Below are 18762 nucleotides of genomic sequence, written 5' to 3' on the forward strand. Positions count from 1 at the left end.
CCAAAGGGTGGCGATCATATGGCATCCGCATTCAATAGGCAGATCAGCCGTTCATATAGCTGGGGAACCAGCCTTCGTGCGCTTGGGTCAATTCGGCCAGCGAAACCGCGCGGGCCTTGCCGAGAACGAGTTCCGTGCCGCCCGTGGTGCCGATCCAGGGCGCCTCGATGCCGCGAGTTTTGGCTTCGGCCCAAAGTGCCGCGATCTCTTCGCCCTGCGGGTCGAGATTGAGCGTCACGAGATAGCGGCCCTGGTCCTCGCCGAAATACTGGAGGACTGGATCATGATCTTCGATGTCAGTTACCGTCGCACCGATGCCGCCAGCAATGGCCATTTCGGCCAAGGCTACGCCGAGGCCGCCATCGGAGAGATCGTGGCATGCCGTAACAACGCCCGAACGGATGAGCGTGCGGACGAAGTCGCCGGTCTTGCGTTCGGCCGAAAGGTCGACATGCGGAGCATCGCCGTCGCGACGATCGAACAGGTCGCGCAGATAGATAGACTGGCCGAGGTGGGTGCCACGCTCAGCAGGGCCGCCAATGAGGAGGATTGGCTGGCTCACAGCTGCAAAGCCAATGCGCACGCTCTTCTGCCAATCTGGCAGGAGGCCAACGCCACCGATAGTCGGGGTCGGCAGAATGCCGCGGCCATTGGTTTCGTTGTAGAGCGAGACATTGCCCGAAACGATCGGGAAGTCGAGTGCACGGCAGGCATCACCAATACCGCCCACAGCTTTCACAAGCTGGCCCATGATTTCCGGGCGTTCGGGATTGCCGAAATTGAGATTGTCGGTCGCTGCCAGCGGTTCTGCACCGGTAGCGGTGAGGTTACGCCAGCATTCGGCCACGGCCTGTTTGCCGCCCTCATAGGGGTTGGCTTCGCAATAACGTGGATTGACGTCCGAGGTAAAGGCCAGGCCCTTTGTGTCATGGCCAAGCACACGGATCACGCCGGCATCGCCGCCGGGGCGCTGGATGCTATTGCCTTGAATCAGGGTGTCATACTGCTCGTAGACCCAGCGGCGGGAGGAGCATTGATGACCGCCAACCAGTTTGAGCAGCGCATCGGCCACGTCCATTTGCGGGAAGTCATCGGCGGCGAGTGCGGCCGGAATTTTCGGCTCAACCCAAGGGCGATCGTATTCCGGAGCTTCGTCGCCGAGTTCCTTGATCGGCAGATTGGCGACTTCCGTCCCCTGCCAGAGCACACGGAAACGCAGGTCATCGGTTGTCTTGCCGACGGTGGCGAAATCCAGTTCCCACTTTTCGAAGACCGCGCGGGCTGCTGCTTCCTTATCAGGATGCAGCACCATAAGCATGCGCTCCTGGCTTTCCGACAGCATCATTTCGTAGGCCGTCATCGCCGTTTCGCGCACCGGCACCTTATCGAGATCAAGCTCGATGCCAAGATCGCCCTTGGCGCCCATTTCGACGGCAGAGCAGGTCAGGCCGGCAGCGCCCATGTCTTGAATGGCGATCACGGCACCAGTCTGCATTAGTTCCAGACAGGCTTCGAGCAGGCGCTTTTCGGTGAAGGGGTCACCAACCTGCACGGTCGGGCGCTTTTCCTCGATATCGTCGCCGAACTCGGCCGAGGCCATGGTGGCGCCGCCGACGCCATCGCGGCCGGTTTTGGCGCCAAGATAGACGACAGGTAGGCCGACGCCTTCGGCCTTGGAGTAAAAGATCTTGTCGGTATCAGCCAAGCCGGCCGCGAAGGCATTGACGAGGTTGTTGCCATTGTAGCGCGCGTCGAATTCGACTTCGCCAGCCACGGTCGGCACGCCAAAGGCATTGCCATAGCCGCCAACGCCTGCGACGACGCCATTGACGAGGTGTCGGGTCTTTTCGTGCTCGGGCGCACCAAAGCGCAGCGCGTTCATCGCCGCAACTGGGCGGGCGCCCATAGTGAAGACGTCACGCAGAATGCCGCCGACGCCGGTCGCTGCGCCCTGATACGGTTCGATGAAGCTCGGATGGTTATGCGATTCCATCTTGAAGACAACGGCCTGTCCATCGCCGATATCGACGACACCGGCATTTTCGCCCGGTCCCTGGATAACGCGCGGACCGGTGGTGGGCAGCGTACGCAGCCACTTCTTCGAGCTTTTATAGGAGCAGTGCTCGTTCCACATCGCCGAGAAGATGCCGAGTTCAGTATAGGTCGGCTCGCGGCCGATCAGGTCGAGGATCTTTTGATATTCATCCGGCTTCAGCCCATGGTCGGCGACCAGCTGCGGGGTGATGGCGATGTCGTTGGCAAGGGTCATCGGGTCGTTCCGTAGGGGGGCTCGGGATAGTATTCCATGACGCGTTGCGTCTCGTGGGCCATGTCGTGGCCGAACAGGTGACCGACAAACCACAGCGACATGTCGATGCCGGCGGATACACCGCCACTGGTCACGACGCTGCCGTGGCGCACGTAGCGCTCTTCAGTCGTAAAGTAGGCTTTACGGGCCATGCTGCGCACCCAGTCGAGGGCCACATGATTGGTCGTTGCTCGCTTTCCGTCGAGAAAGCCAGTCTGACCCAGCAGCGCAGCACCGGTGCAGACGGAGGCCTGCCATTTTGCGGCCGCCAGATAGTCTCGCAGGGTGTCGATGAACGCGTCGTCCATGATGACAGTACGCGTGCCTTTGCCGCCCGGTACGATGACGAGATCGGCATGCGGCGCGTCGGAAAAATCGTAGTCGGCTTCGATGCGGAGACCCTTGGCACAGCGTAGCGCTTTGTCGGACCATGCCACCGTAAACGTGTTCACTGGCGCACCCACTTGGGCCGCCATTGTGAAAACCTCCCAGGGCCCGACGAAATCCAGTTCCTCGACTTCGGGGAATACGACGATGCCCACCTGAAGCGGGTTATTGGCGTCAACCATGCTGCACTCCTGGCGGTCTTGCGAGCCGCGCTATCAGGCTGCCTTATTGAGAAGGGTAGCGAAAAGAGCCCGGCCGTCATCGCCGCCATGGGCGCTTTCGATGAGATTTTCCGGATGCGGCATCAGGCCAAGCACGTTCTTTTCAGCGTTTAAAATGCCGGCGATATTGTTGATGGACCCGTTTGGATTGGTGGCCTCGGCATAGCGGAACGCCACGCGTCCTTCACCCTCGAGGCGGGCGAGCGTTTCGGCATCGGCGAAATAGTTGCCGTCGTGATGAGCGACGGGGCAGCGGATGATCTGGCCCTTGGCGTAACCACGCGTGAACGCGTTGTCCGTGTTCGTCACCTCGAGCTTGACCTCGCGGCAGACGAATTTCAGCGATGTGTTGCGCATTAGCGCGCCCGGCAGAAGCCCGGCTTCGATCAGGATCTGGAAGCCGTTGCAGACGCCCAGAACTTTTACGCCTTTGGCGGCACGTTCGCGCACTTTGTCCATCATCGGCGAGCGCGCGGCGATCGCGCCGCAACGCAGATAATCGCCATAGGAAAAACCGCCGGGAATGACGATCAGGTCGACATCTGGAATATCGGCATCCTGGTGCCAGACGACTGCCGGCTCGGCGCCTCCGATCTTGGTCAGCGCGGCGATCATGTCGCGGTCGCGGTTGAGCCCGGGGAAGACGAGAACGGCAGCTTTCATCAGGTCACCTGAAGGTCTGGGGTGCAGCGGCGGAATAGGCTTTCTCCGCGACGTTGTCCACCACGGTTTGATCCGCGCCGTAAACTCTAATCACCAATTGTTTGCCGTCACTCCACAACTGATAGGTGGTGGAGTAGTCGCCGGTCGCAATTTTGGCATTGGTCTTGAACCCGACCGCCGGTCCTGACTCGATCTCCTTGGTGCCGAAATATTCGGATTCGCCGCCAAGAGATTGCGCGTTGGCTTTGCCGAGTTCCGTATAGGTCTCAGTCGTGGTCTCACCAGACCGGACGCGTCCGCCTGTGCCGTCGTCGTTGTGTACCTTGATTTCAAGCATCACCATGCCGCCCTCACAACTGCCACACATGCCGATATAGGCGCCTTCGCGAACACCGGCGATCCAGTCGGGTGGCGCTATGCCATCGATCGCCAGCGTCTCGAATGTGGGATTGAGGAATTCGGCATGGGCCGCCACTGGCGCCAGAAGAACGGGCAGGGCGGCGAGGCAGGCAAGGAGAGGACGCATCGGCAGGGCTCCATCTTGGGTGCCCCGCCGGCCTAGCGAAAGGATTTGGCTACTTCGTGACCTATTCGGCTGGAATGGCCTGCGGATTCGGGGTGGTCGAATTGCCTGTACCGGGCAAATGGGCCCAGGCTGGACGTTCGAAGAGGAATTTGCCAAAGCCGGTCTTTTCCGTCAGCCACCACAGAATGAGCGGCGAGGCGATGGCAATGGTCATGATGATGAGGCTGACCAGATTCGGTTCTTCGATACCAACCGCGAGGAGAATAGTGCGGGCAATGCCCATGGGAAGCACAAAGGCCACATAGACCACCAGCGACTTGCCACCCATCCAGCGCAGCCAGTTCATCCATGGCAGTTTTACCAGCAGTGCGGAGGCGATGCAGATTGCAATGGCACCAGCAATGGCTGCCAGCAGGTGAATGCCGGGCAGGGCGCCCCAACCCACTTGAATGTGGACCGGATCGAGCCGGAAGCCGGGTGTAAAAACCAGCACAGCGTTGACCACTGCCCAGGCCGCCAGAACACTGAGCGCTGCGCCGACATTTTGGCCTGCCCAATCTGCCAGGCGGAAAATTGCTGGGGCAAAGACGTAGCCGGCGTAGAAATAGACGAAATAGGCGCAGAACTGGTCGATGAGATAGCTGCCGGTATGGACTGAAGCCATCTGCAGCACCGCACCGACGCCCAACACCAACCAATGCGGGAGCTTGGCCTGATGCACGAGTTTGCTGACCAGCCCAAAGACGGCCAGCATGTAGATGAACCACAGCACGCCATAGGGCTCGATCACCGCCCAGGCGAGATAGCTCAGTGCGCCGCCTGGATCGCGGCCGACCAGCGCCACCTTGAAGATGATGTGGATGACCGCCCAGAGGACGTAGAAATAGAGATAATGGACCACCCGGCGATCGGCGTAGGCGCGCCATGGTCGATCGATCACCTGGCTCAGGAACAGGCCCGAGATCAGAAAGAATTCCGGCATGCGGAAGGGCATGGCGAAGGCGATCGTCCAATGGAGGAAACCGGTTTGACCGGTATCCTCGCCGACGCTCGACGCGCAATACATGATGACGACCAGAAAAATGGACAGGCCCTTGGCCATATCCACCCAATCGAGCCTCTGCTTACTCAAGCCCATAACCGCATTCCCCGCATGATGACGGGTGCAGATTAGCGTATCCCTTCGACCAGCCGGTTAAACCGGTCGGTGGGTTTGGAAGCATTTGCCGGCTTGGTAATTAATGCCCTAAAGCCGGTCAGACCGGCACAGGCACCGAGGCATAGGCCGCAAAAAGCAGGCCGATGGAGGCGAAGAACAAGACCGAAAGAGCAATTTGGGTTTTACGCATGATGGTACTGTCCTGCGCCAAATGGGGCGCGCCAGTTGTTATCGCAATTAAGCGTTAATTAGAGATTTCGATCTGGTAGTTTTCGATCACGGTATTGGCGAGAAGCTTCTCGCACATGCCTGTTAACTGGGTCCGGGCGGCAGCCTCATCGGTGCCATCGAGAACCAGATCAAAAACCTTGCCCTGGCGAACGCCGGAGACGCCGCCAAAGCCGAGGGAGGACAGGGAGCCTTCGATGGCTTGGCCCTGCGGATCGAGAACGCCATTCTTGAGCGTGACGGTGACGCGCGCTTTCATCAGCTTTTCCCGAAAATTACTGGACCAAGCGCGGACCGGTGGTCAGCGCATTGTCGTTTTCAACCAGGATACCGAGGCGCTGGGCCACTTCACGATAGCTTTCGACAAGACCGCCAAGGTTTTCGCGGAATCGGTCCTTGTCGAGCTTGTTGCGAGTCTTGATGTCCCAGAGGCGGCAATTGTCCGGGCTGATTTCGTCAGCCAGCACGATGCGCATGAGATCGCCTTCATAGAGGCGGCCGCATTCGATCTTGAAATCGACGAGCTGGATGCCGACGCCCATGAAGAGGCCGGTCAGGAAGTCGTTGACGCGGATCGCGAGGCTCATGATGTCGTCGAGCTCGGCAGGGGTCGCCCAACCGAAAGCCGTGATGTGCTCTTCGGAAACCATCGGGTCGCCGAGCGCATCGTCCTTGTAGCAGAATTCGATGATCGAGCGCGGCAGTTGCGTGCCAGTCTCGAGGCCAAGGCGCTTGACCAGCGAACCGGCCGCAAAATTGCGCACGATGATTTCGAGCGGGATGATCTCGACTTCCTTGATCAGTTGCTCGCGCATATTGATCCGGCGCAGGAAATGGGTCGGGATGCCCATGGCATTGAGCTTGGTGAACACGAATTCCGAGATTCGGTTGTTCAACACGCCCTTACCGTCGATCACTTCATGCCGGGCGCCGTTTCCGGCGGTGGCATCGTCCTTGAAATACTGGACCAGAGTGCCGGGCTCAGGACCCTCAAAAAGGATCTTTGCCTTGCCCTCGTAGATTTTGCGTCGACGATTCATGAGGTTTCCGCTGCCGTGAAAAAGCGCACCGTTTAGGCGCGCTTCATGCGCTAGAACCAGGCGGAATTGCAAGCGCTTTCATGGAGGCCGACGTCTTGGGGCACTGGACTGTTGCCTCCGTCACACAAGGTCGCAGGGCCGTCCATGCCGTTGATTTGCTTGTCTCGACCGCCTATGTCGGTCTTGAGACGCCGGAATTCCGGCACGTTGGTCAACATGGGAGAGATCATGAGCGCGTTCGACGACCGTCAGAAGGGCCAGGAAGCCAAATTTGCCTTCGATTCTGAAAAGAAGTTCAAGGCAGAAGCCCGCCGCAACAAGCTGCTCGGCATTTGGGCCGCAGAACTGATGAGCCTCACGGGTGACGAAGCCAAAGCCTATGCGGCCGAGGTCGTTGCTGCCGATTTTGAAGAGGCCGGCGAAGAGGACGTGTTCCGGAAGGTGTCGGGCGATCTCAAGGCCAAGGGCATCTCGGTCGGCGACGACGTGATTCGTCAGAAGATGTCGACGCTGGTCGCGGTTGCCAATGAACAGATCGCCTCCGAGGGCTGACCGTCAGGCTTAAAAAATAAGGAGCCGACCATGGCCGGCTCCCTCGACTAGACTAGCCGATCGTTACTCGGGTCGCTTCATAGGCGCGGCCATTCATCTTCCACTGCACGGTTACCTTTTCACCCGCCTTGAGGCCGGGGTCCTTGAATGTGGCGGGCAGTTGGTAGGTCTTCCCATCCGCCAGGGTCAGCGTGTGTGCCTTGAGGTCGATCGACTTCACGGTGCTCAAAATCGACTGCTCAGCCTGTGCCGAGACGGCCGGCTTAGCGGCCGGAGCCATTGCCGTGGCGGCGAATGCGCCGCTGGCTGGGGCTGCGACGAGCAGGGCAACAAAGAGCGGTGCGATATATTTGCGCATGATGGTCTCCATGAGACTGGCCGATGCGCGGCCATAAAAGTCGGCTTTCAGGGGTCGTCGCGTCGCGGGATGCTTCGTTTCCCGCCGGCGGCTCCAAACCGACGAGAACTGGTTTAGGCCTGGCCAACCGGCTTCTCAAGTTAAGAACATTTAATTCTGCGGCTCCAGATTTCGCCTGAATTTCAGTGAGTTAGGCGACATTTCGGCAAATCAGCGTCGGTCTGGAGCCGTTCTAAATCCTCGCGTTGATCGACCAAAAGAAAAAGGCCGCCCGGATGCCGGACGGCCTTTGTGCAAGGAAAAAGTAGGGAGATTTCTCTCCTTCGATTAGCCGACGTTGATCGCGGTCACATCGTGGCTCGAACCATTCTGCTTATAGTGAACGGTCACCTTTTCACCCGATTTGACATCGGGGAACTTGGTATTGAGCGGCAGGAAGTACCAGCTACCATCCGCGAGCTCGAGGGAACGAGCCGTCAGGTTGAAGCTCTTTACTGTGCCATTGATGGATTGATCGGCAGAGGTCGATGCAGACGCTGCGGGCTTGGCAGCGGTAGCCATGGCCGTGGCGGCAAAGGCACCACTTGCCGGTGCGGCAACGAGCAAAGCGAGAAAGAGTGGAGCGACGAACTTGCGCATGAAATGTCTCCATGAGACGGGCCGATGCGCGGCCATAAGTCGGTTTTCGGGGGTCGTCGCGTCGCGGGTCCTTCGTTCCCGCCGGCGGCTCCAAACCGACGAGCACTGGTCTAGGCCTCGCCACGCTGGTTCTCAAGTTAAGAAGATTTAATTCCCGAACGCCAGATTCCGCCCAAATTTCAGGAAGTTAGGCGGAAAGCCGGCAAATCGGCGTCGAACTGGAGCAGTTCTAATCAGGGTCGGATGACCATGGCCATGCCGATCGATTTCGGCATGACTGGTTCAAACCCGTATTTGGCATAGAGATGCTTGGCGTCGCCATCGGCCACGAGGCTGACATAGGCGCCCGATGGCGCGTGGCTGTGCAAGCGCGCGACCAGAGCTGTCATGATCGCCTTGCCTAGGCCCTTGCCCTGATGCTCAGGCTCGACGGCCATATCAACGATCTGAAAAGCCGTGCCGCCATCACCGATAATCCGACCCATGGCGACAGGTCGTTCGGCGAAAATGAAATGGATGCCATACCACGTGTTGGGCAGACCAGCTTCTGCGCCCTCGCGCGTCTTGGGACTAAGCCCTGATACGACCCGCAAGCGGAGGTAGTCATCCACCTCGGGCGACTGTTCGACAAGCGTGTAGCCGTCCATCACAGCCGCTGCATCAGGCGGGTAAACATCATGAGCCCTTCGGGCCAAGGACCATGGCCGGACTGCACATTGATATGCCCCGCATCTCCAGCTTGATGAAAATCCGATCCCCAGGCCGCAGCATAGTCTGCAGCGCGCTCCAAAGAACAATAGGGGTCGGTGTCCGAAATCACGAGCAGTGACGGGAAGGGCAGCGGATCGCGCGACACGGGCGCAAATGCTGTTGCTTCCTCCGGCACGCTGGCATTGAGCTCAATGTCGGGGGGCGAGACGAGCAACGCGCCCTTCACGCGGCCTTCGGGAAACCGCGACGCCGCTTGCGCAAGTGCAATGCACGCAAGCGAATGGGCGACAAAGACCACAGGCCGATTGGCCAGCTCGACAGCCTTAACGATCGTATCGACCCAATCCTCCGGATCGGGCTCGTCCCACTCGGCCTGCTCGACGATGGCGGCGGTCGACATCTTTTCGGCCCAACGCACCTGCCAATGGCTCGGCCCGGCGGCGCCGAGCCCAGGCAGAATCAGGATATCGGTTTCAGCAATTCTCATGCGCCGAAGACCCGCGAGAAAATCGTGTCGACATGCTTGAGATGGTAAGCGTCATCGAACATGTCGTCGATTTGCGCATCCGACAGCGTTACCGCCGGATCCGCCTTGAGGTTCTGCGCGAAAAGTCCGGCACGATCGCCGCGATGCTCCCAGACCTTCATCGCATTGCGCTGAACGGCCGAATAGGAATCTTCGCGGCTGTAACCAGCCTGGGTCAGTGCAAGCAACACCCGCTGCGAATTGTGGAGGCCGCCGAGCAGGTCGAGGTTTTTCCGCATGTTCTCCGGATAGACGACCAGCTTGTCGATGACGCCGGTAAGGCGCGCGAGCGCGAAATCGAGCGTGATTGTAGCATCCGGGCCGATCATGCGCTCGACCGAAGAGTGAGAAATATCGCGCTCATGCCAGAGGGCCACGTTTTCGAGCGCCGGGGTCACCATGCCGCGCACGAGACGCGCGAGCCCAGTCAGGTTTTCGGTAAGCACCGGGTTACGCTTGTGCGGCATGGCCGACGAGCCCTTCTGACCCGGCGAGAAGTATTCTTCGGCCTCCAGCACTTCCGTGCGCTGTAGGTGGCGGATCTCGACGGCAACGCGCTCGATCGATGAAGCGATAACGCCAAGGGTAGCAAAGAACATGGCGTGACGATCGCGCGGGATGACCTGGGTCGAGACTGGCTCGATCGAAAGGCCCAGCTTTTCAGCCACATATTCTTCGACCTGCGGGTCGATATTGGCGAAGGTGCCAATGGCCCCGGAAATGGCGCAGGTGGCGATCTCGTCGCGCGCTGCCACAAGCCGGGCGCGATTGCGCGAAAACTCGGCATAGGCCTCGGCGAGCTTCACGCCGAAGGTCGTCGGCTCGGCATGGATACCGTGGCTGCGGCCGATGGTGATCGTGTGCTTGTGCTCCATCGCGCGACGCTTCAGCGCCTCGAGCAGAGCATCGATATCGGCGAGCAGGATGTTGGCGGCGCGCTTCATCTGCACCGAGAGCGTCGTGTCGAGGATATCTGAAGAGGTCATGCCCTGATGCACGAAGCGGGCATCCGGGCCGACGATCTCAGAGAGGTGCGTCAGGAACGCGATGACATCGTGCTTGGTCGTGCGCTCGATCTCGTCGATGCGCTCGACGTCGAACCCGTAGTCGCCCATCTCCGCCTTGCGGGCGTTCATCACGTTCCAGATCTTGTCGGCACTTTCTTTGGGCACGACACCGAGCTCGGCGAGTTTGCTTGTCGCGTGGGCCTCGATTTCGAACCAGATAGCGAAGCGGGTTTCGGCCGACCAGTTGGCCACCATTTCGGGACGGGAATAGCGCGGGATCATGGACTTAGCCCTAAAAGGTCAGAAGTGGAGTCAGGCGATGCGGCTCGTTGCCGCCTCGCGGATAGCCGCGAGGCGGCCGGCATAGGTTGCGGGGTCATTGCCGCCATAAATCGACGAACCGGCAACCAATACATTGGCCCCGGCGTCGACCACGGCACGGGCATTTTCAGCGGTTATACCGCCATCGACCTCGAGGTCGATATCGCGCCCGCCGATCAACGCCTTGGCCTGGCGGATCTTGTTGATCGATTCTGGGATAAAACTCTGGCCGCCGAAGCCTGGATTGACGCTCATGATCAGCACGAGATCGACGTCGTCGATGACATGCTGGATGGCGGAAACGGGTGTTGCTGGGTTGAGCGCCACGCCGGCTTTCTTGCCGAGGCCGCGAATGGCCTGCAGGCTGCGATGGAGGTGCGGGCCTGCCTCGGCGTGTACCGTGATGATATCGGCGCCGCCTCCCGCAAAATCGGCGAGATAGGGGTCGACCGGCGAAATCATGAGGTGCACGTCGAACACCTTGTCCGTCACGCCACGGATCGATTTCATGATCGGCGCGCCGAAGCTGATGTTGGGGACGAAGTGGCCATCCATCACGTCGACATGGATATAGTCTGCCCCGGCCGCGACGATGGCCGAGACCTCATCCCCGAGCCGCGAAAAATCGGCGGAGAGGATCGACGGAGCGATGCGAAGAGGACGGGCCGGCATGAAGGCACCTCAGCGACAGAGCGTATTCAGGTATTCGGTCTGGCTATAGGGCGGTCACGGCGCGGGGGCAAGTGAAGTCTCCGCGCCCACCCATATCGCTCGCCACACGTGCATAGCTGTTGAAAAGGCGGCGCTTTGCCGGGACTCCGACATGTTTGGCAGTTCATATCCAGTGTCGCTTGTCTGTGTGAGGACCAGTCATGGAATGGAACCGCCTGATTTCCGAGGAACGCCTCGGGGACAAGAAGACTGCGTCGCAGGCGAGCCGGTCCATTTTCGTGCAAGACCACGACCGCATCGTCTTTTCCGCACCCTTCCGGCGCCTCGCCAACAAGACGCAGGTGCAGCCGCTTTATGAGCACGACCATGTGCATCATCGCCTCATCCATTCCATCGAGGTCAGCAGCGTTGGCCGATCGCTTGCCATGCGCATTGGCCAGTGGCTGGTCGGGCAGGAGCTGATCAGTCCCGGCGACGAGCATGCCCTCGCCAATATCGTTCAGGCCGCCAGCGTCGCCCATGACATCGGCAATCCGCCATTCGGCCATTCCGGCGAAGATGCGATGGGCTCCTGGTTTGCCGAGCAGTTTGCGGCAAGCAAAGGGATAGCCCGCGAGGTCGATGCAGCGATCCAGCCAGAGTTCACCGCCTTTGAAGGAAATGCCCAGGGATTTCGCATTTTGACGCGGCTTGAAATGCGTCGCAACGACGGTGGCATGAGACTCTCGAAGGCAACGCTCGGTGCTTTCATGAAGTATCCGGTGACTGCTAGGACACGCGCTGCGCTCAAGGCAAGCAACGAGACGAGCTATGTCGGCCTCAAGAAATTCGGTTTCTTCAGCAGCGAGGAGGCGTTGTTTGAGGATGTCGCAACGACGCTAGGCTTGCCCGAAGAGCGCATCGGCGTCCAGAAATGGTGGCGCCGCCATCCGCTGGTCTACGTCGTCGAGGCTGCAGACGATATCTGCTACAATATCGTTGATATCGAAGATGCCTTCACCACCGGCGAACTCTCCTACAAGGAGGTCGTCGCAATCCTCGTCAAGGTTGCAAAGCCGCGCGACGAAAGCGCTGGGGATCGAAGCCAGGCCGAGCACGTCGCCATGCTGCGCGCCATGGCTATCGGCCAAGCAATTGAAAGCTGCGTCAAAGCCTTCATCGACAACCACGCTGCGATCATGGACGGCACCTTTTCCGGCTCGCTGACTGAGGTTTGCGAGATGGGCCAGATGTTCACCGACATGCGCCAATTGTCGAACGACCACATTTTCACCGCCCGTCGCAAAACCGAACTGGAAGTCTCCGGCCGTCGCATCATCAACAATGTCATGTCCGGCATCCTGCCGGTCTACGAAGATCTCGCCGCCGTTGGCTGGCAGCCAGAAAGCCTTGGCTCTCGCTCCCAACAACTGGTGCGGGCGCTCGATCTTGACCTGCGCGATCTGACCACACCGGCCGAGGCACTCCACGCGCTAGCCGATTACACGTCCGGCATGACAGACCGCTACGCGCTCCGCATTTCCAAAATGCTCTCGGGCCATTAGTCCTCACATCGGCGCGATGCGACGGTAAGGCAGATTGCTTTACGGCGCTGCCGCGCTAGAGAAGGCGTGAACGAGGAGCGTCACCTTGGAATTTTCCCTGCCTCTGGTCATCGGCGCAGGCGTCTTGAGCTTTCTTAGCCCCTGCGTCCTTCCGCTGGTTCCGCCCTATCTGACCTATATGAGCGGCGCGAGTTTCGACCAGCTCCGCGACGATGTGGATACCGGTGCGGGCAAGCTGACCCTCAAGGTCGCGATCACCTCGCTCTTTTTTATCCTCGGCTTTTCGGTCGTCTTCGTTACCCTTGGCGCAACCGCAACGGCGTTTGGCCAGGTGTTCCGGCAGCTCTTGCCGATCCTGACCCCCGTTGCCGGCGTCGTCATCATCGCCATGGGACTTCATTTCCTCGGCGTTTATCGCCTGGCCTTTCTCGACCGCCAGTTGCGGCACAATGGTCCCGGCGTAGCGTCAGGTCCGGGTGGTGGCTTCCTGCTCGGCCTCGCCTTTGCCATCGGCTGGACCCCGTGCATCGGACCCGTGCTCGCTGCCATCCTCTCAGTTGCCGCCAGCCGCGATACAGCCTGGGAAGGCGCTTCGTTGCTCGGGCTTTATTCGCTTGGCCTCGGCATCCCCTTCTTCCTCGCGGGCATTGCCATCGGCCCGTTCCTGACGTTCTTCCATTCCTTCAAGCGGCATCTTCACACCGTCGAGAAAGTGATGGGCGGCCTGCTGGTGGTCACCGGCGTGTTGTTTCTTACGGGCAATTTTACCCGCATATCGTTCTGGTTCCTCGAGACTTTTCCAGTGCTGTCGACCTTCGGCTGAGCAGGACTTTCTTAACCCTCTCAAATTTTCTGAAAGTCCCAGAACAATTTCTGAGCGATCTTCAGCCTCGGTTTACTCGCGTGCCGCAATGCTTGCGGCGCTATTGGGGCGGGGAATATGGGTACGGCACACATCAACAGCCAACCATTACTTCGGGCACTCGCTATTGAAAGCGATGCGCTCGAGCAAAGAGCCGAAGCAGCGCCGCGTCTCGGCGTGCGCGTCAGCGCGCGGTTCACCCGCAATATTGATGATGTCGAGGCTGTTTGGCGGTCGCTGACCGAGAGTAGCGTCGAGTCGCCCGGGCAGAGCTTTGATTTTATCAAACTCTGGATCGCTGATCGCGGCATTGCCCAAAAGGACCAAGCCTTCATCGTTGGCGAAATCGAGGGCGAGCCAGTCGCGCTGATGCCGCTCCATCGCCGCCGGCAGCTCGGCGTTACGGTCTACACGTGGTTCCCGCGCTCCCAGGTCGGTTGCTACGCGCCGATTTCAAATTACGAAAAGCTCACGCTGCTTGGCCCCGCCGGCCGCTTGCAACTTTGGCAATCGATGATCGCCGAACTGCCTGATGCCGACGCGGTCTACCTTCGCGCCATTCCCGCCGAAATCACGGGCTACGGCGGGCTTTTCGACGAACTCGGCAGCGCCCTCGCGGTCGAAACGCTCTACCGCTCCGAGTTCTCGTCCTGGGAACAGTGCGATCAGATCCAGCGCAGTCGTAGCCGCCGTAAGCATGATCGGCAGCAAGGTGATCGTCTCGCAGCGCTCGGCGAAGTTGGGTTCGAATTCGTTACCAATCCGGTAACCGGCAAGGCCGCCATTGAGGTGATGTTCCGCCAGCGTTCCGCCCGCTTCAAGGCGCAGGGCATTCGCGACACGTTTGTTTGCGACAACCTCGTCGATTTCTACCAGAAGGCGATGCAGCCGGGCTCGGGGCTCGATGTCCGCCTCCACGTTCTCCGCCTCAACGGCGATATCGTCGCGGTGCGCTACAATATCGTCCATGGTACTCGAATGTTTTGCCTGATCTCGTCAATGAGCGACGATCCTGCCATCCAGAACGGTTCGCCGGGCAAGCAGTGTCTGTTGCGCGTCATGCAGTCGGTGTTCGATGGCGGTTTCACCATGTTCGACATGGGCTCCGGCTTCACCGACGAGAAACGCCATTGGTGCAACGTGCAGATTCCGATCCGCCAGCACTATGTCGGTCGCACCTGGAAAGGCCGGCTTTCTGTCGGACTGCACCAGCAGTTCCAGAAGGCGCGTGCTCAGGCCAAGGCCAATCCGCGCATCAAGAGCGCAATCCGGACCGCGCATCAGACCCGCGATCGCCTTTTCGGCAAGAAGCCGCAGGCGTCCCAGACCTCAGAGTAGTTTCAGCCCGCGCAAGGAGGCATGACCCGATCGACCGATGATGATGTGGTCGTGGAGTGTTATGCCCATCTGCCGGGCGATATCTCCGATTTCGCGCGTCATCTTCACATCCGCAGGCGAAGGCGATGGATCGCCGGACGGATGATTGTGGACGAGGATCAATGCGGAAGCGGACAATTCCAGCGTTCGCTTAATGACCTCGCGAGGATAGACCGGCGTGTGGTCGACCGTCCCGACCTGTTGCACCTCATCGGCAATCAGTCGATTCTTCTTATCGAGGAAGAGAACTCGGAACTGTTCGATGTTTTCGAAAGCCATGGCGCTTCGGCAATAGTCGATCAACTGCGTCCACGATGAGAGGATTGGCTTTTCGACATTGATCTGATCGCGCCCATAGCGCTGCGCCACGGCCTGCATGACCTTGAGGTGGGTGATCGAGGTTTCCCCAAGCCCCTTGATCTCCGCCAGGCGCGCAGGGGCCGCACCGAGGACTTCCGAGATCGAACCAAAGCGCGCCAGAAGGTCCTTGGCCAGCGCTTTGGTATCGCGCTGGGGCAAAATGATATGGAGGAGCAGCTCAAGCAGTTCGTAGTCCGCAAGGCCATCCCCGCCTACGGCATTGAACCGCTCGCGTGCTCGCTCGCGATGCCCAAGATAATGCGGTTTCATCGGCGCTTCCGCCAGCCCACCGGATTTGGTCTCGGGTTTGTCGCTCAACGCTACTTCCGTGCTGCGAGAGGATTGAACAGGCCGCCGGGCGAAAGCGTAAACACCTCGTTGCCGGTTTCCGTGATGCCGATCGAGTGCTCGCACTGCGCCGACAGCGTCCGGTCACGCGTCACTGCGGTCCAGCCATCCGAGAGAATTTTCACGTGCGGCTTGCCGAGATTGATCATCGGCTCGATGGTGAAGATCATTCCCGGCTTGATCGGGACGCCGGTGCCCGGCGTTCCGAAATGGAGAATGTTCGGCTCGTCGTGGAATAGCCGGCCGACACCATGGCCGACGAAATCACGCACCACGCTCATGCGCTCGCCTTCGGCGACAGCCTGGATCGCCGCACCGATATCGCCCGTCGTATTACCGGGTTTGGCCGCAGCAAGGCCTGCCTCGAGGCTCGCATAGGTCACTTCGATCAGCCGCTCGGCTTTTCGGGATATTTCTCCGACGGGGTACATGCGGCTCGAATCGCCATACCAGCCATCGACGATAAAGGTCAGGTCGATATTGACGATGTCGCCCTCGCGCATGCCGCGCTCGTCGGGGATGCCGTGGCAGACAACATGGTTGATCGATGTGCAGATCGAATGCCGATAGCCTTTGTAGAATAGCGTTGCAGGCACGGCGCCATGATCGCGACCAAATTCGTAGGCGATCTGGTCAAGCTTTGCTGTGTCGACGCCCGGCTCGACATACTTCGCCAGGATGTCCAATGCCTGTGCCGTCAGCGCGCCGGCCTTGCGCATGCCCTCAAAGCCTTCCGTCCCATGGATCGGAATGATGCCGGCGGTGCGACGCGGTTTGGCGGATGCTTCGACGTAGGTAACCATGCAGGACTCCGGATGATGCCCTAAACCTAGTCAGTTGCTGCCGCAATGGAAAGGGCTTCTAACCTTGACGGCGCGTTGGGGCAGGGGCATTCCTCTTGGCTCAAACACCACCGGGTCCCATCATGTCCAGTCAAGCGCGCGTCACTGCCGGTCTCCTCGTCATCGGCGACGAAATCCTCTCCGGCCGCACCAAGGACGTGAACATCGGCGCCGTCGCCGATTTCTGCACCGATCTTGGCATCGACCTCACCGAAGTCCGGGTCGTCAGCGACGTCGAAGAGTCGATCGTCGAAGCCGTCAACGCGCTTCGCCAGCGCTATACCTACGTCTTCACAACGGGCGGCATAGGCCCGACCCACGACGACATCACCGCCGACGCCATCGCCAAGGCATTCGGCGTGGCGCTGCCAATCAATCCGCAGGCCCGCGCCATGCTCGAAGCCCGCTGGGCCCAGACTGGCACCGAGGTCAACGAGGCGCGCCTGCGCATGGCGCGCATCCCGGAAGGCGCCGATCTCATCGTCAATTCCGTCAGCGCCGCTCCCGGCTTTCGCATCGGCAATGTCCATGTCATGGCCGGCGTCCCCGTCATCATGCGCGCCATGCTCGAAGCGCTCGCCCCAAAACTTGAAGGCGGGAAGAAGGTCCTTTCTAAAACCGTCAAAGCGGCAGTCGGTGAAGGAACTCTCGGCGGCCCGCTTGGGGCACTGCAGGCAGAGTACCCCGACGTGAAGATGGGCTCTTATCCACAGATGGGCAAAGACCGCGTTATGACCGAGCTCGTCTTGCGCTCTTCCGACGAGGCGCGGCTAAACGAGGCCACCGAGAAGGTGCGCGCCATGGTATTAGACGCTCACGAAAAGGCCGGTATCGCGCCACCCGATGCGGAATGATTGGCGGATTGGCCGCGCTTTGATATGGACGGTCCCCACGAAGGATCAATCGGCCCGCACGCCCCCGGAGTTTTGAGCGTTGAGCAATCCCAACCAGAAGTCGTTTCCCGTCACCTGGGACCAGTTTCACCGCGATAGCCGCGCCTTGGCGTGGCGCCTCGCCAGCCTCGGCCCGTTTGATGCAGTCGTCGCCATTGCTCGTGGTGGGCTTGTACCGGCCGCTATCGTGGCGCGCGAATTGAACATCCGCACTGTCGAGACTGTGGCGGCAAAGAGCTACGACCACCAGAACCAGACGGGCATCAAGATCCTCAAGGAAATCAGCCAGCCGGTCATCGAGCTTTGCAAGGGTGGCGGCAAGATCCTGATCGTCGACGATCTCGTCGATACCGGCAACACCGCCCGCGTTGTCCGCGAAATGCTCCCCGGCGCTCATTTTGCCACTGTCTATGCCAAGCCCAAGGGCCGCGAAATGGTGGATACGTTCATCACCGAAGTCAGCCAGGACACCTGGATCTTCTTCCCGTGGGACCTCGACGTCGCTTACGTCGCTCCGATCTCGGGCGGCACAGACTGATCAGCCAGGCTTTTTGCCCAACCAGATAACGTGCCGCGCGCCGCGACCGCCGCTGCGCGCGCGCACTTTTACTTCTTCGACCGAAAATCCCGCTGCCGCCAAACGCTTTGTGAATGGCTCACTCGGATGCGCCGACCAAACAGCGAGCACGCCGCCCGGACACAAGGCATCCAGCGACGTTCTGAGCGACTTGAGCCCATAGAGCTTGTCGTTCTGCTCCCGGCTCACGCCGTCCGGCCCATTGTCCACATCGAGCAAGATCGCATCATAGGCAGCTTTCCGCGCCGCGATAAGTTTTCCGACGTCGTCATTGACGATTCTGACCCGCGGGTCATCCAGGCAGGTACCGAAAACTGGCGTCAGCGGACCGCGCGCCCAGGCGATGATCTCAGGGACCAGTTCCGCCACGACCAATTCGCTGTCCGGCCCAAAACACGCCTGTGCCGCACGCAGCGTAAAACCCAAGCCGAGGCCGCCGATCAAAACGCGCGCCTGGGGACGCTTGCCCACGCGATCGGCGCTCAGTGTCGCCAGCGCTTCTTCCGAGCCACTGAGGCGGCTGTTCATCAGCTCATTGGTGCCGAGCATGATGGAGAATTCATCGTCCCGCTGCATCAGTTTGAGCTGGGTTTTGTCCCCCGGGACATTTGCCGTATCGAGATGGATCCAGGGTTTCATGA

At 60.1% G+C, this 18762-nt stretch carries 22 protein-coding genes; 6 read left to right on the plus strand and 16 right to left on the minus strand.

The features are described from left to right. Positions 1-43: 43 nt before the first annotated feature. The 7 genes from purL to purC form a co-directional block, all read right to left on the minus strand. Positions 44-2269 carry a phosphoribosylformylglycinamidine synthase subunit PurL gene (purL, locus tag ASG47_RS17210; RefSeq protein ID WP_061911296.1) on the minus strand — a complete coding sequence of 742 codons (2226 nt, stop codon included), beginning with the start codon at positions 2267-2269 and terminating at the stop codon, positions 44-46. Then, a complete protein-coding gene (locus ASG47_RS17215; RefSeq protein ID WP_061911298.1) occupies positions 2266-2877 on the minus strand; it encodes a DJ-1/PfpI family protein in 612 nt (203 codons plus the stop codon). Before ASG47_RS17215 ends, purL begins: the two co-directional genes overlap by 4 nt. A gap of 33 nt (positions 2878-2910) precedes the next feature. Next, positions 2911-3579, minus strand: coding sequence for a phosphoribosylformylglycinamidine synthase subunit PurQ (gene purQ / locus ASG47_RS17220; RefSeq protein ID WP_061911300.1), 669 nt, complete (start codon positions 3577-3579; stop codon positions 2911-2913). Positions 3580-3583: 4 nt separating this feature from the next. Next, positions 3584-4105 carry a hypothetical protein gene (locus ASG47_RS17225; protein WP_061911302.1) on the minus strand — a complete coding sequence of 174 codons (522 nt, stop codon included), beginning with the start codon at positions 4103-4105 and terminating at the stop codon, positions 3584-3586. Positions 4106-4166: 61 nt separating this feature from the next. Further along, positions 4167-5243 (minus strand): acyltransferase family protein, encoded by a 1077-nt coding sequence (locus tag ASG47_RS17230; protein WP_061911304.1) that lies wholly within the window; start codon positions 5241-5243, stop codon positions 4167-4169. 265 nt (positions 5244-5508) lie between these two features. After that, positions 5509-5754, minus strand: a complete 246-nt coding sequence (gene purS / locus ASG47_RS17235) for a phosphoribosylformylglycinamidine synthase subunit PurS (protein WP_156464151.1) — start codon at positions 5752-5754, stop codon at positions 5509-5511. A gap of 13 nt (positions 5755-5767) precedes the next feature. Next, complete coding sequence (gene purC / locus ASG47_RS17240; RefSeq protein WP_061911308.1) at positions 5768-6532, minus strand: phosphoribosylaminoimidazolesuccinocarboxamide synthase; 765 nt, start codon at positions 6530-6532, stop codon at positions 5768-5770. 228 nt (positions 6533-6760) lie between these two features. Between purC and ASG47_RS17250 the strand changes: the two genes are divergently transcribed. Further along, entirely contained in the window at positions 6761-7084 is a 324-nt protein-coding gene (locus ASG47_RS17250; protein WP_061911312.1) for a DUF1476 domain-containing protein, read from the plus strand. Between the two features lie 52 nt (positions 7085-7136). On the opposite strand, the gene ASG47_RS17255 is transcribed toward ASG47_RS17250, so the two are convergent. From ASG47_RS17255 to rpe, 6 genes are all read right to left on the minus strand, one after another. After that, positions 7137-7442 carry a DUF1344 domain-containing protein gene (locus ASG47_RS17255; protein WP_082511832.1) on the minus strand — a complete coding sequence of 102 codons (306 nt, stop codon included), beginning with the start codon at positions 7440-7442 and terminating at the stop codon, positions 7137-7139. 327 nt (positions 7443-7769) lie between these two features. Continuing rightward, positions 7770-8081, minus strand: coding sequence for a DUF1344 domain-containing protein (locus tag ASG47_RS17260; protein WP_061911315.1), 312 nt, complete (start codon positions 8079-8081; stop codon positions 7770-7772). A 233-nt stretch (positions 8082-8314) separates the two neighbouring features. Then, complete coding sequence (locus ASG47_RS17265) at positions 8315-8728, minus strand: GNAT family N-acetyltransferase (RefSeq protein ID WP_061911317.1); 414 nt, start codon at positions 8726-8728, stop codon at positions 8315-8317. Further along, entirely contained in the window at positions 8728-9279 is a 552-nt protein-coding gene (locus ASG47_RS17270; RefSeq protein ID WP_061911318.1) for an RBBP9/YdeN family alpha/beta hydrolase, read from the minus strand. The genes ASG47_RS17265 and ASG47_RS17270 overlap by 1 nt, the downstream gene beginning before the upstream one ends. Continuing rightward, complete coding sequence (gene purB, locus ASG47_RS17275; RefSeq protein WP_061911320.1) at positions 9276-10607, minus strand: adenylosuccinate lyase; 1332 nt, start codon at positions 10605-10607, stop codon at positions 9276-9278. Before purB ends, ASG47_RS17270 begins: the two co-directional genes overlap by 4 nt. Before the next feature lie 30 nt (positions 10608-10637). Continuing rightward, complete coding sequence (gene rpe, locus ASG47_RS17280) at positions 10638-11318, minus strand: ribulose-phosphate 3-epimerase (RefSeq protein ID WP_061911322.1); 681 nt, start codon at positions 11316-11318, stop codon at positions 10638-10640. Positions 11319-11518: 200 nt separating this feature from the next. Here rpe and dgt point away from each other — a divergent pair, with 200 nt between their 5' ends. The 3 genes from dgt to ASG47_RS17295 all read left to right on the plus strand — a co-directional run bounded on the left by dgt (position 11519) and on the right by ASG47_RS17295 (position 15062). Next, positions 11519-12862: a dGTP triphosphohydrolase gene (gene dgt / locus ASG47_RS17285; protein WP_061911324.1), complete on the plus strand. Its 1344-nt coding sequence runs from the start codon at positions 11519-11521 to the stop codon at positions 12860-12862. Positions 12863-12947: 85 nt separating this feature from the next. Beyond that, positions 12948-13685, plus strand: coding sequence for a cytochrome c biogenesis CcdA family protein (locus ASG47_RS17290; protein ID WP_061911326.1), 738 nt, complete (start codon positions 12948-12950; stop codon positions 13683-13685). 117 nt (positions 13686-13802) lie between these two features. Continuing rightward, complete coding sequence (locus ASG47_RS17295) at positions 13803-15062, plus strand: GNAT family N-acetyltransferase (RefSeq protein ID WP_061911328.1); 1260 nt, start codon at positions 13803-13805, stop codon at positions 15060-15062. Here ASG47_RS17295 and radC read toward each other — a convergent pair. Both radC and map read right to left on the minus strand, forming a co-directional pair. Then, positions 15054-15731 carry a RadC family protein gene (gene radC / locus ASG47_RS17300; protein WP_082511833.1) on the minus strand — a complete coding sequence of 226 codons (678 nt, stop codon included), beginning with the start codon at positions 15729-15731 and terminating at the stop codon, positions 15054-15056. The genes ASG47_RS17295 and radC overlap by 9 nt on opposite strands. Before the next feature lie 50 nt (positions 15732-15781). Further along, positions 15782-16612 carry a type I methionyl aminopeptidase gene (gene map, locus ASG47_RS17305; RefSeq protein ID WP_061911332.1) on the minus strand — a complete coding sequence of 277 codons (831 nt, stop codon included), beginning with the start codon at positions 16610-16612 and terminating at the stop codon, positions 15782-15784. 122 nt (positions 16613-16734) lie between these two features. Between map and ASG47_RS17310 the strand changes: the two genes are divergently transcribed. Beyond that, positions 16735-17505: a competence/damage-inducible protein A gene (locus tag ASG47_RS17310; RefSeq protein ID WP_061911334.1), complete on the plus strand. Its 771-nt coding sequence runs from the start codon at positions 16735-16737 to the stop codon at positions 17503-17505. A 79-nt stretch (positions 17506-17584) separates the two neighbouring features. Continuing rightward, positions 17585-18082: a xanthine phosphoribosyltransferase gene (gene gpt, locus ASG47_RS17315; protein WP_061911336.1), complete on the plus strand. Its 498-nt coding sequence runs from the start codon at positions 17585-17587 to the stop codon at positions 18080-18082. Here gpt and ASG47_RS17320 read toward each other — a convergent pair whose 3' ends face one another. Further along, complete coding sequence (locus tag ASG47_RS17320; RefSeq protein WP_061911338.1) at positions 18083-18760, minus strand: spermidine synthase; 678 nt, start codon at positions 18758-18760, stop codon at positions 18083-18085. Positions 18761-18762: the final 2 nt, after the last annotated feature.

It is taken from the genome of Devosia sp. Leaf420 (assembly GCF_001425445.1).
Taxonomy (GTDB): Bacteria; Pseudomonadota; Alphaproteobacteria; order Rhizobiales; family Devosiaceae; genus Devosia.

What these genes read in the sequence shown, in the direction of transcription:
- purL (WP_061911296.1), bottom strand. Translation starts at nt 2,269, where the DNA reads ATGACCCTTGCCAACGACATCGCCATCACCCCGCAGCTGGTCGCCGAC.
- ASG47_RS17215 (WP_061911298.1), bottom strand. Translation starts at nt 2,877, where the DNA reads ATGGTTGACGCCAATAACCCGCTTCAGGTGGGCATCGTCGTATTCCCC.
- purQ (WP_061911300.1), bottom strand. Translation starts at nt 3,579, where the DNA reads ATGAAAGCTGCCGTTCTCGTCTTCCCCGGGCTCAACCGCGACCGCGAC.
- ASG47_RS17225 (WP_061911302.1), bottom strand. Translation starts at nt 4,105, where the DNA reads ATGCGTCCTCTCCTTGCCTGCCTCGCCGCCCTGCCCGTTCTTCTGGCG.
- ASG47_RS17230 (WP_061911304.1), bottom strand. Translation starts at nt 5,243, where the DNA reads ATGGGCTTGAGTAAGCAGAGGCTCGATTGGGTGGATATGGCCAAGGGC.
- purC (WP_061911308.1), bottom strand. Translation starts at nt 6,532, where the DNA reads ATGAATCGTCGACGCAAAATCTACGAGGGCAAGGCAAAGATCCTTTTT.
- ASG47_RS17250 (WP_061911312.1), top strand. Translation starts at nt 6,761, where the DNA reads ATGAGCGCGTTCGACGACCGTCAGAAGGGCCAGGAAGCCAAATTTGCC.
- ASG47_RS17255 (WP_082511832.1), bottom strand. Translation starts at nt 7,442, where the DNA reads ATGCGCAAATATATCGCACCGCTCTTTGTTGCCCTGCTCGTCGCAGCC.
- ASG47_RS17260 (WP_061911315.1), bottom strand. Translation starts at nt 8,081, where the DNA reads ATGCGCAAGTTCGTCGCTCCACTCTTTCTCGCTTTGCTCGTTGCCGCA.
- ASG47_RS17265 (WP_061911317.1), bottom strand. Translation starts at nt 8,728, where the DNA reads ATGGACGGCTACACGCTTGTCGAACAGTCGCCCGAGGTGGATGACTAC.
- ASG47_RS17270 (WP_061911318.1), bottom strand. Translation starts at nt 9,279, where the DNA reads ATGAGAATTGCTGAAACCGATATCCTGATTCTGCCTGGGCTCGGCGCC.
- purB (WP_061911320.1), bottom strand. Translation starts at nt 10,607, where the DNA reads ATGATCCCGCGCTATTCCCGTCCCGAAATGGTGGCCAACTGGTCGGCC.
- rpe (WP_061911322.1), bottom strand. Translation starts at nt 11,318, where the DNA reads ATGCCGGCCCGTCCTCTTCGCATCGCTCCGTCGATCCTCTCCGCCGAT.
- dgt (WP_061911324.1), top strand. Translation starts at nt 11,519, where the DNA reads ATGGAATGGAACCGCCTGATTTCCGAGGAACGCCTCGGGGACAAGAAG.
- ASG47_RS17295 (WP_061911328.1), top strand. Translation starts at nt 13,803, where the DNA reads ATGGGTACGGCACACATCAACAGCCAACCATTACTTCGGGCACTCGCT.
- radC (WP_082511833.1), bottom strand. Translation starts at nt 15,731, where the DNA reads ATGAAACCGCATTATCTTGGGCATCGCGAGCGAGCACGCGAGCGGTTC.
- map (WP_061911332.1), bottom strand. Translation starts at nt 16,612, where the DNA reads ATGGTTACCTACGTCGAAGCATCCGCCAAACCGCGTCGCACCGCCGGC.
- ASG47_RS17310 (WP_061911334.1), top strand. Translation starts at nt 16,735, where the DNA reads ATGTCCAGTCAAGCGCGCGTCACTGCCGGTCTCCTCGTCATCGGCGAC.
- ASG47_RS17320 (WP_061911338.1), bottom strand. Translation starts at nt 18,760, where the DNA reads ATGAAACCCTGGATCCATCTCGATACGGCAAATGTCCCGGGGGACAAA.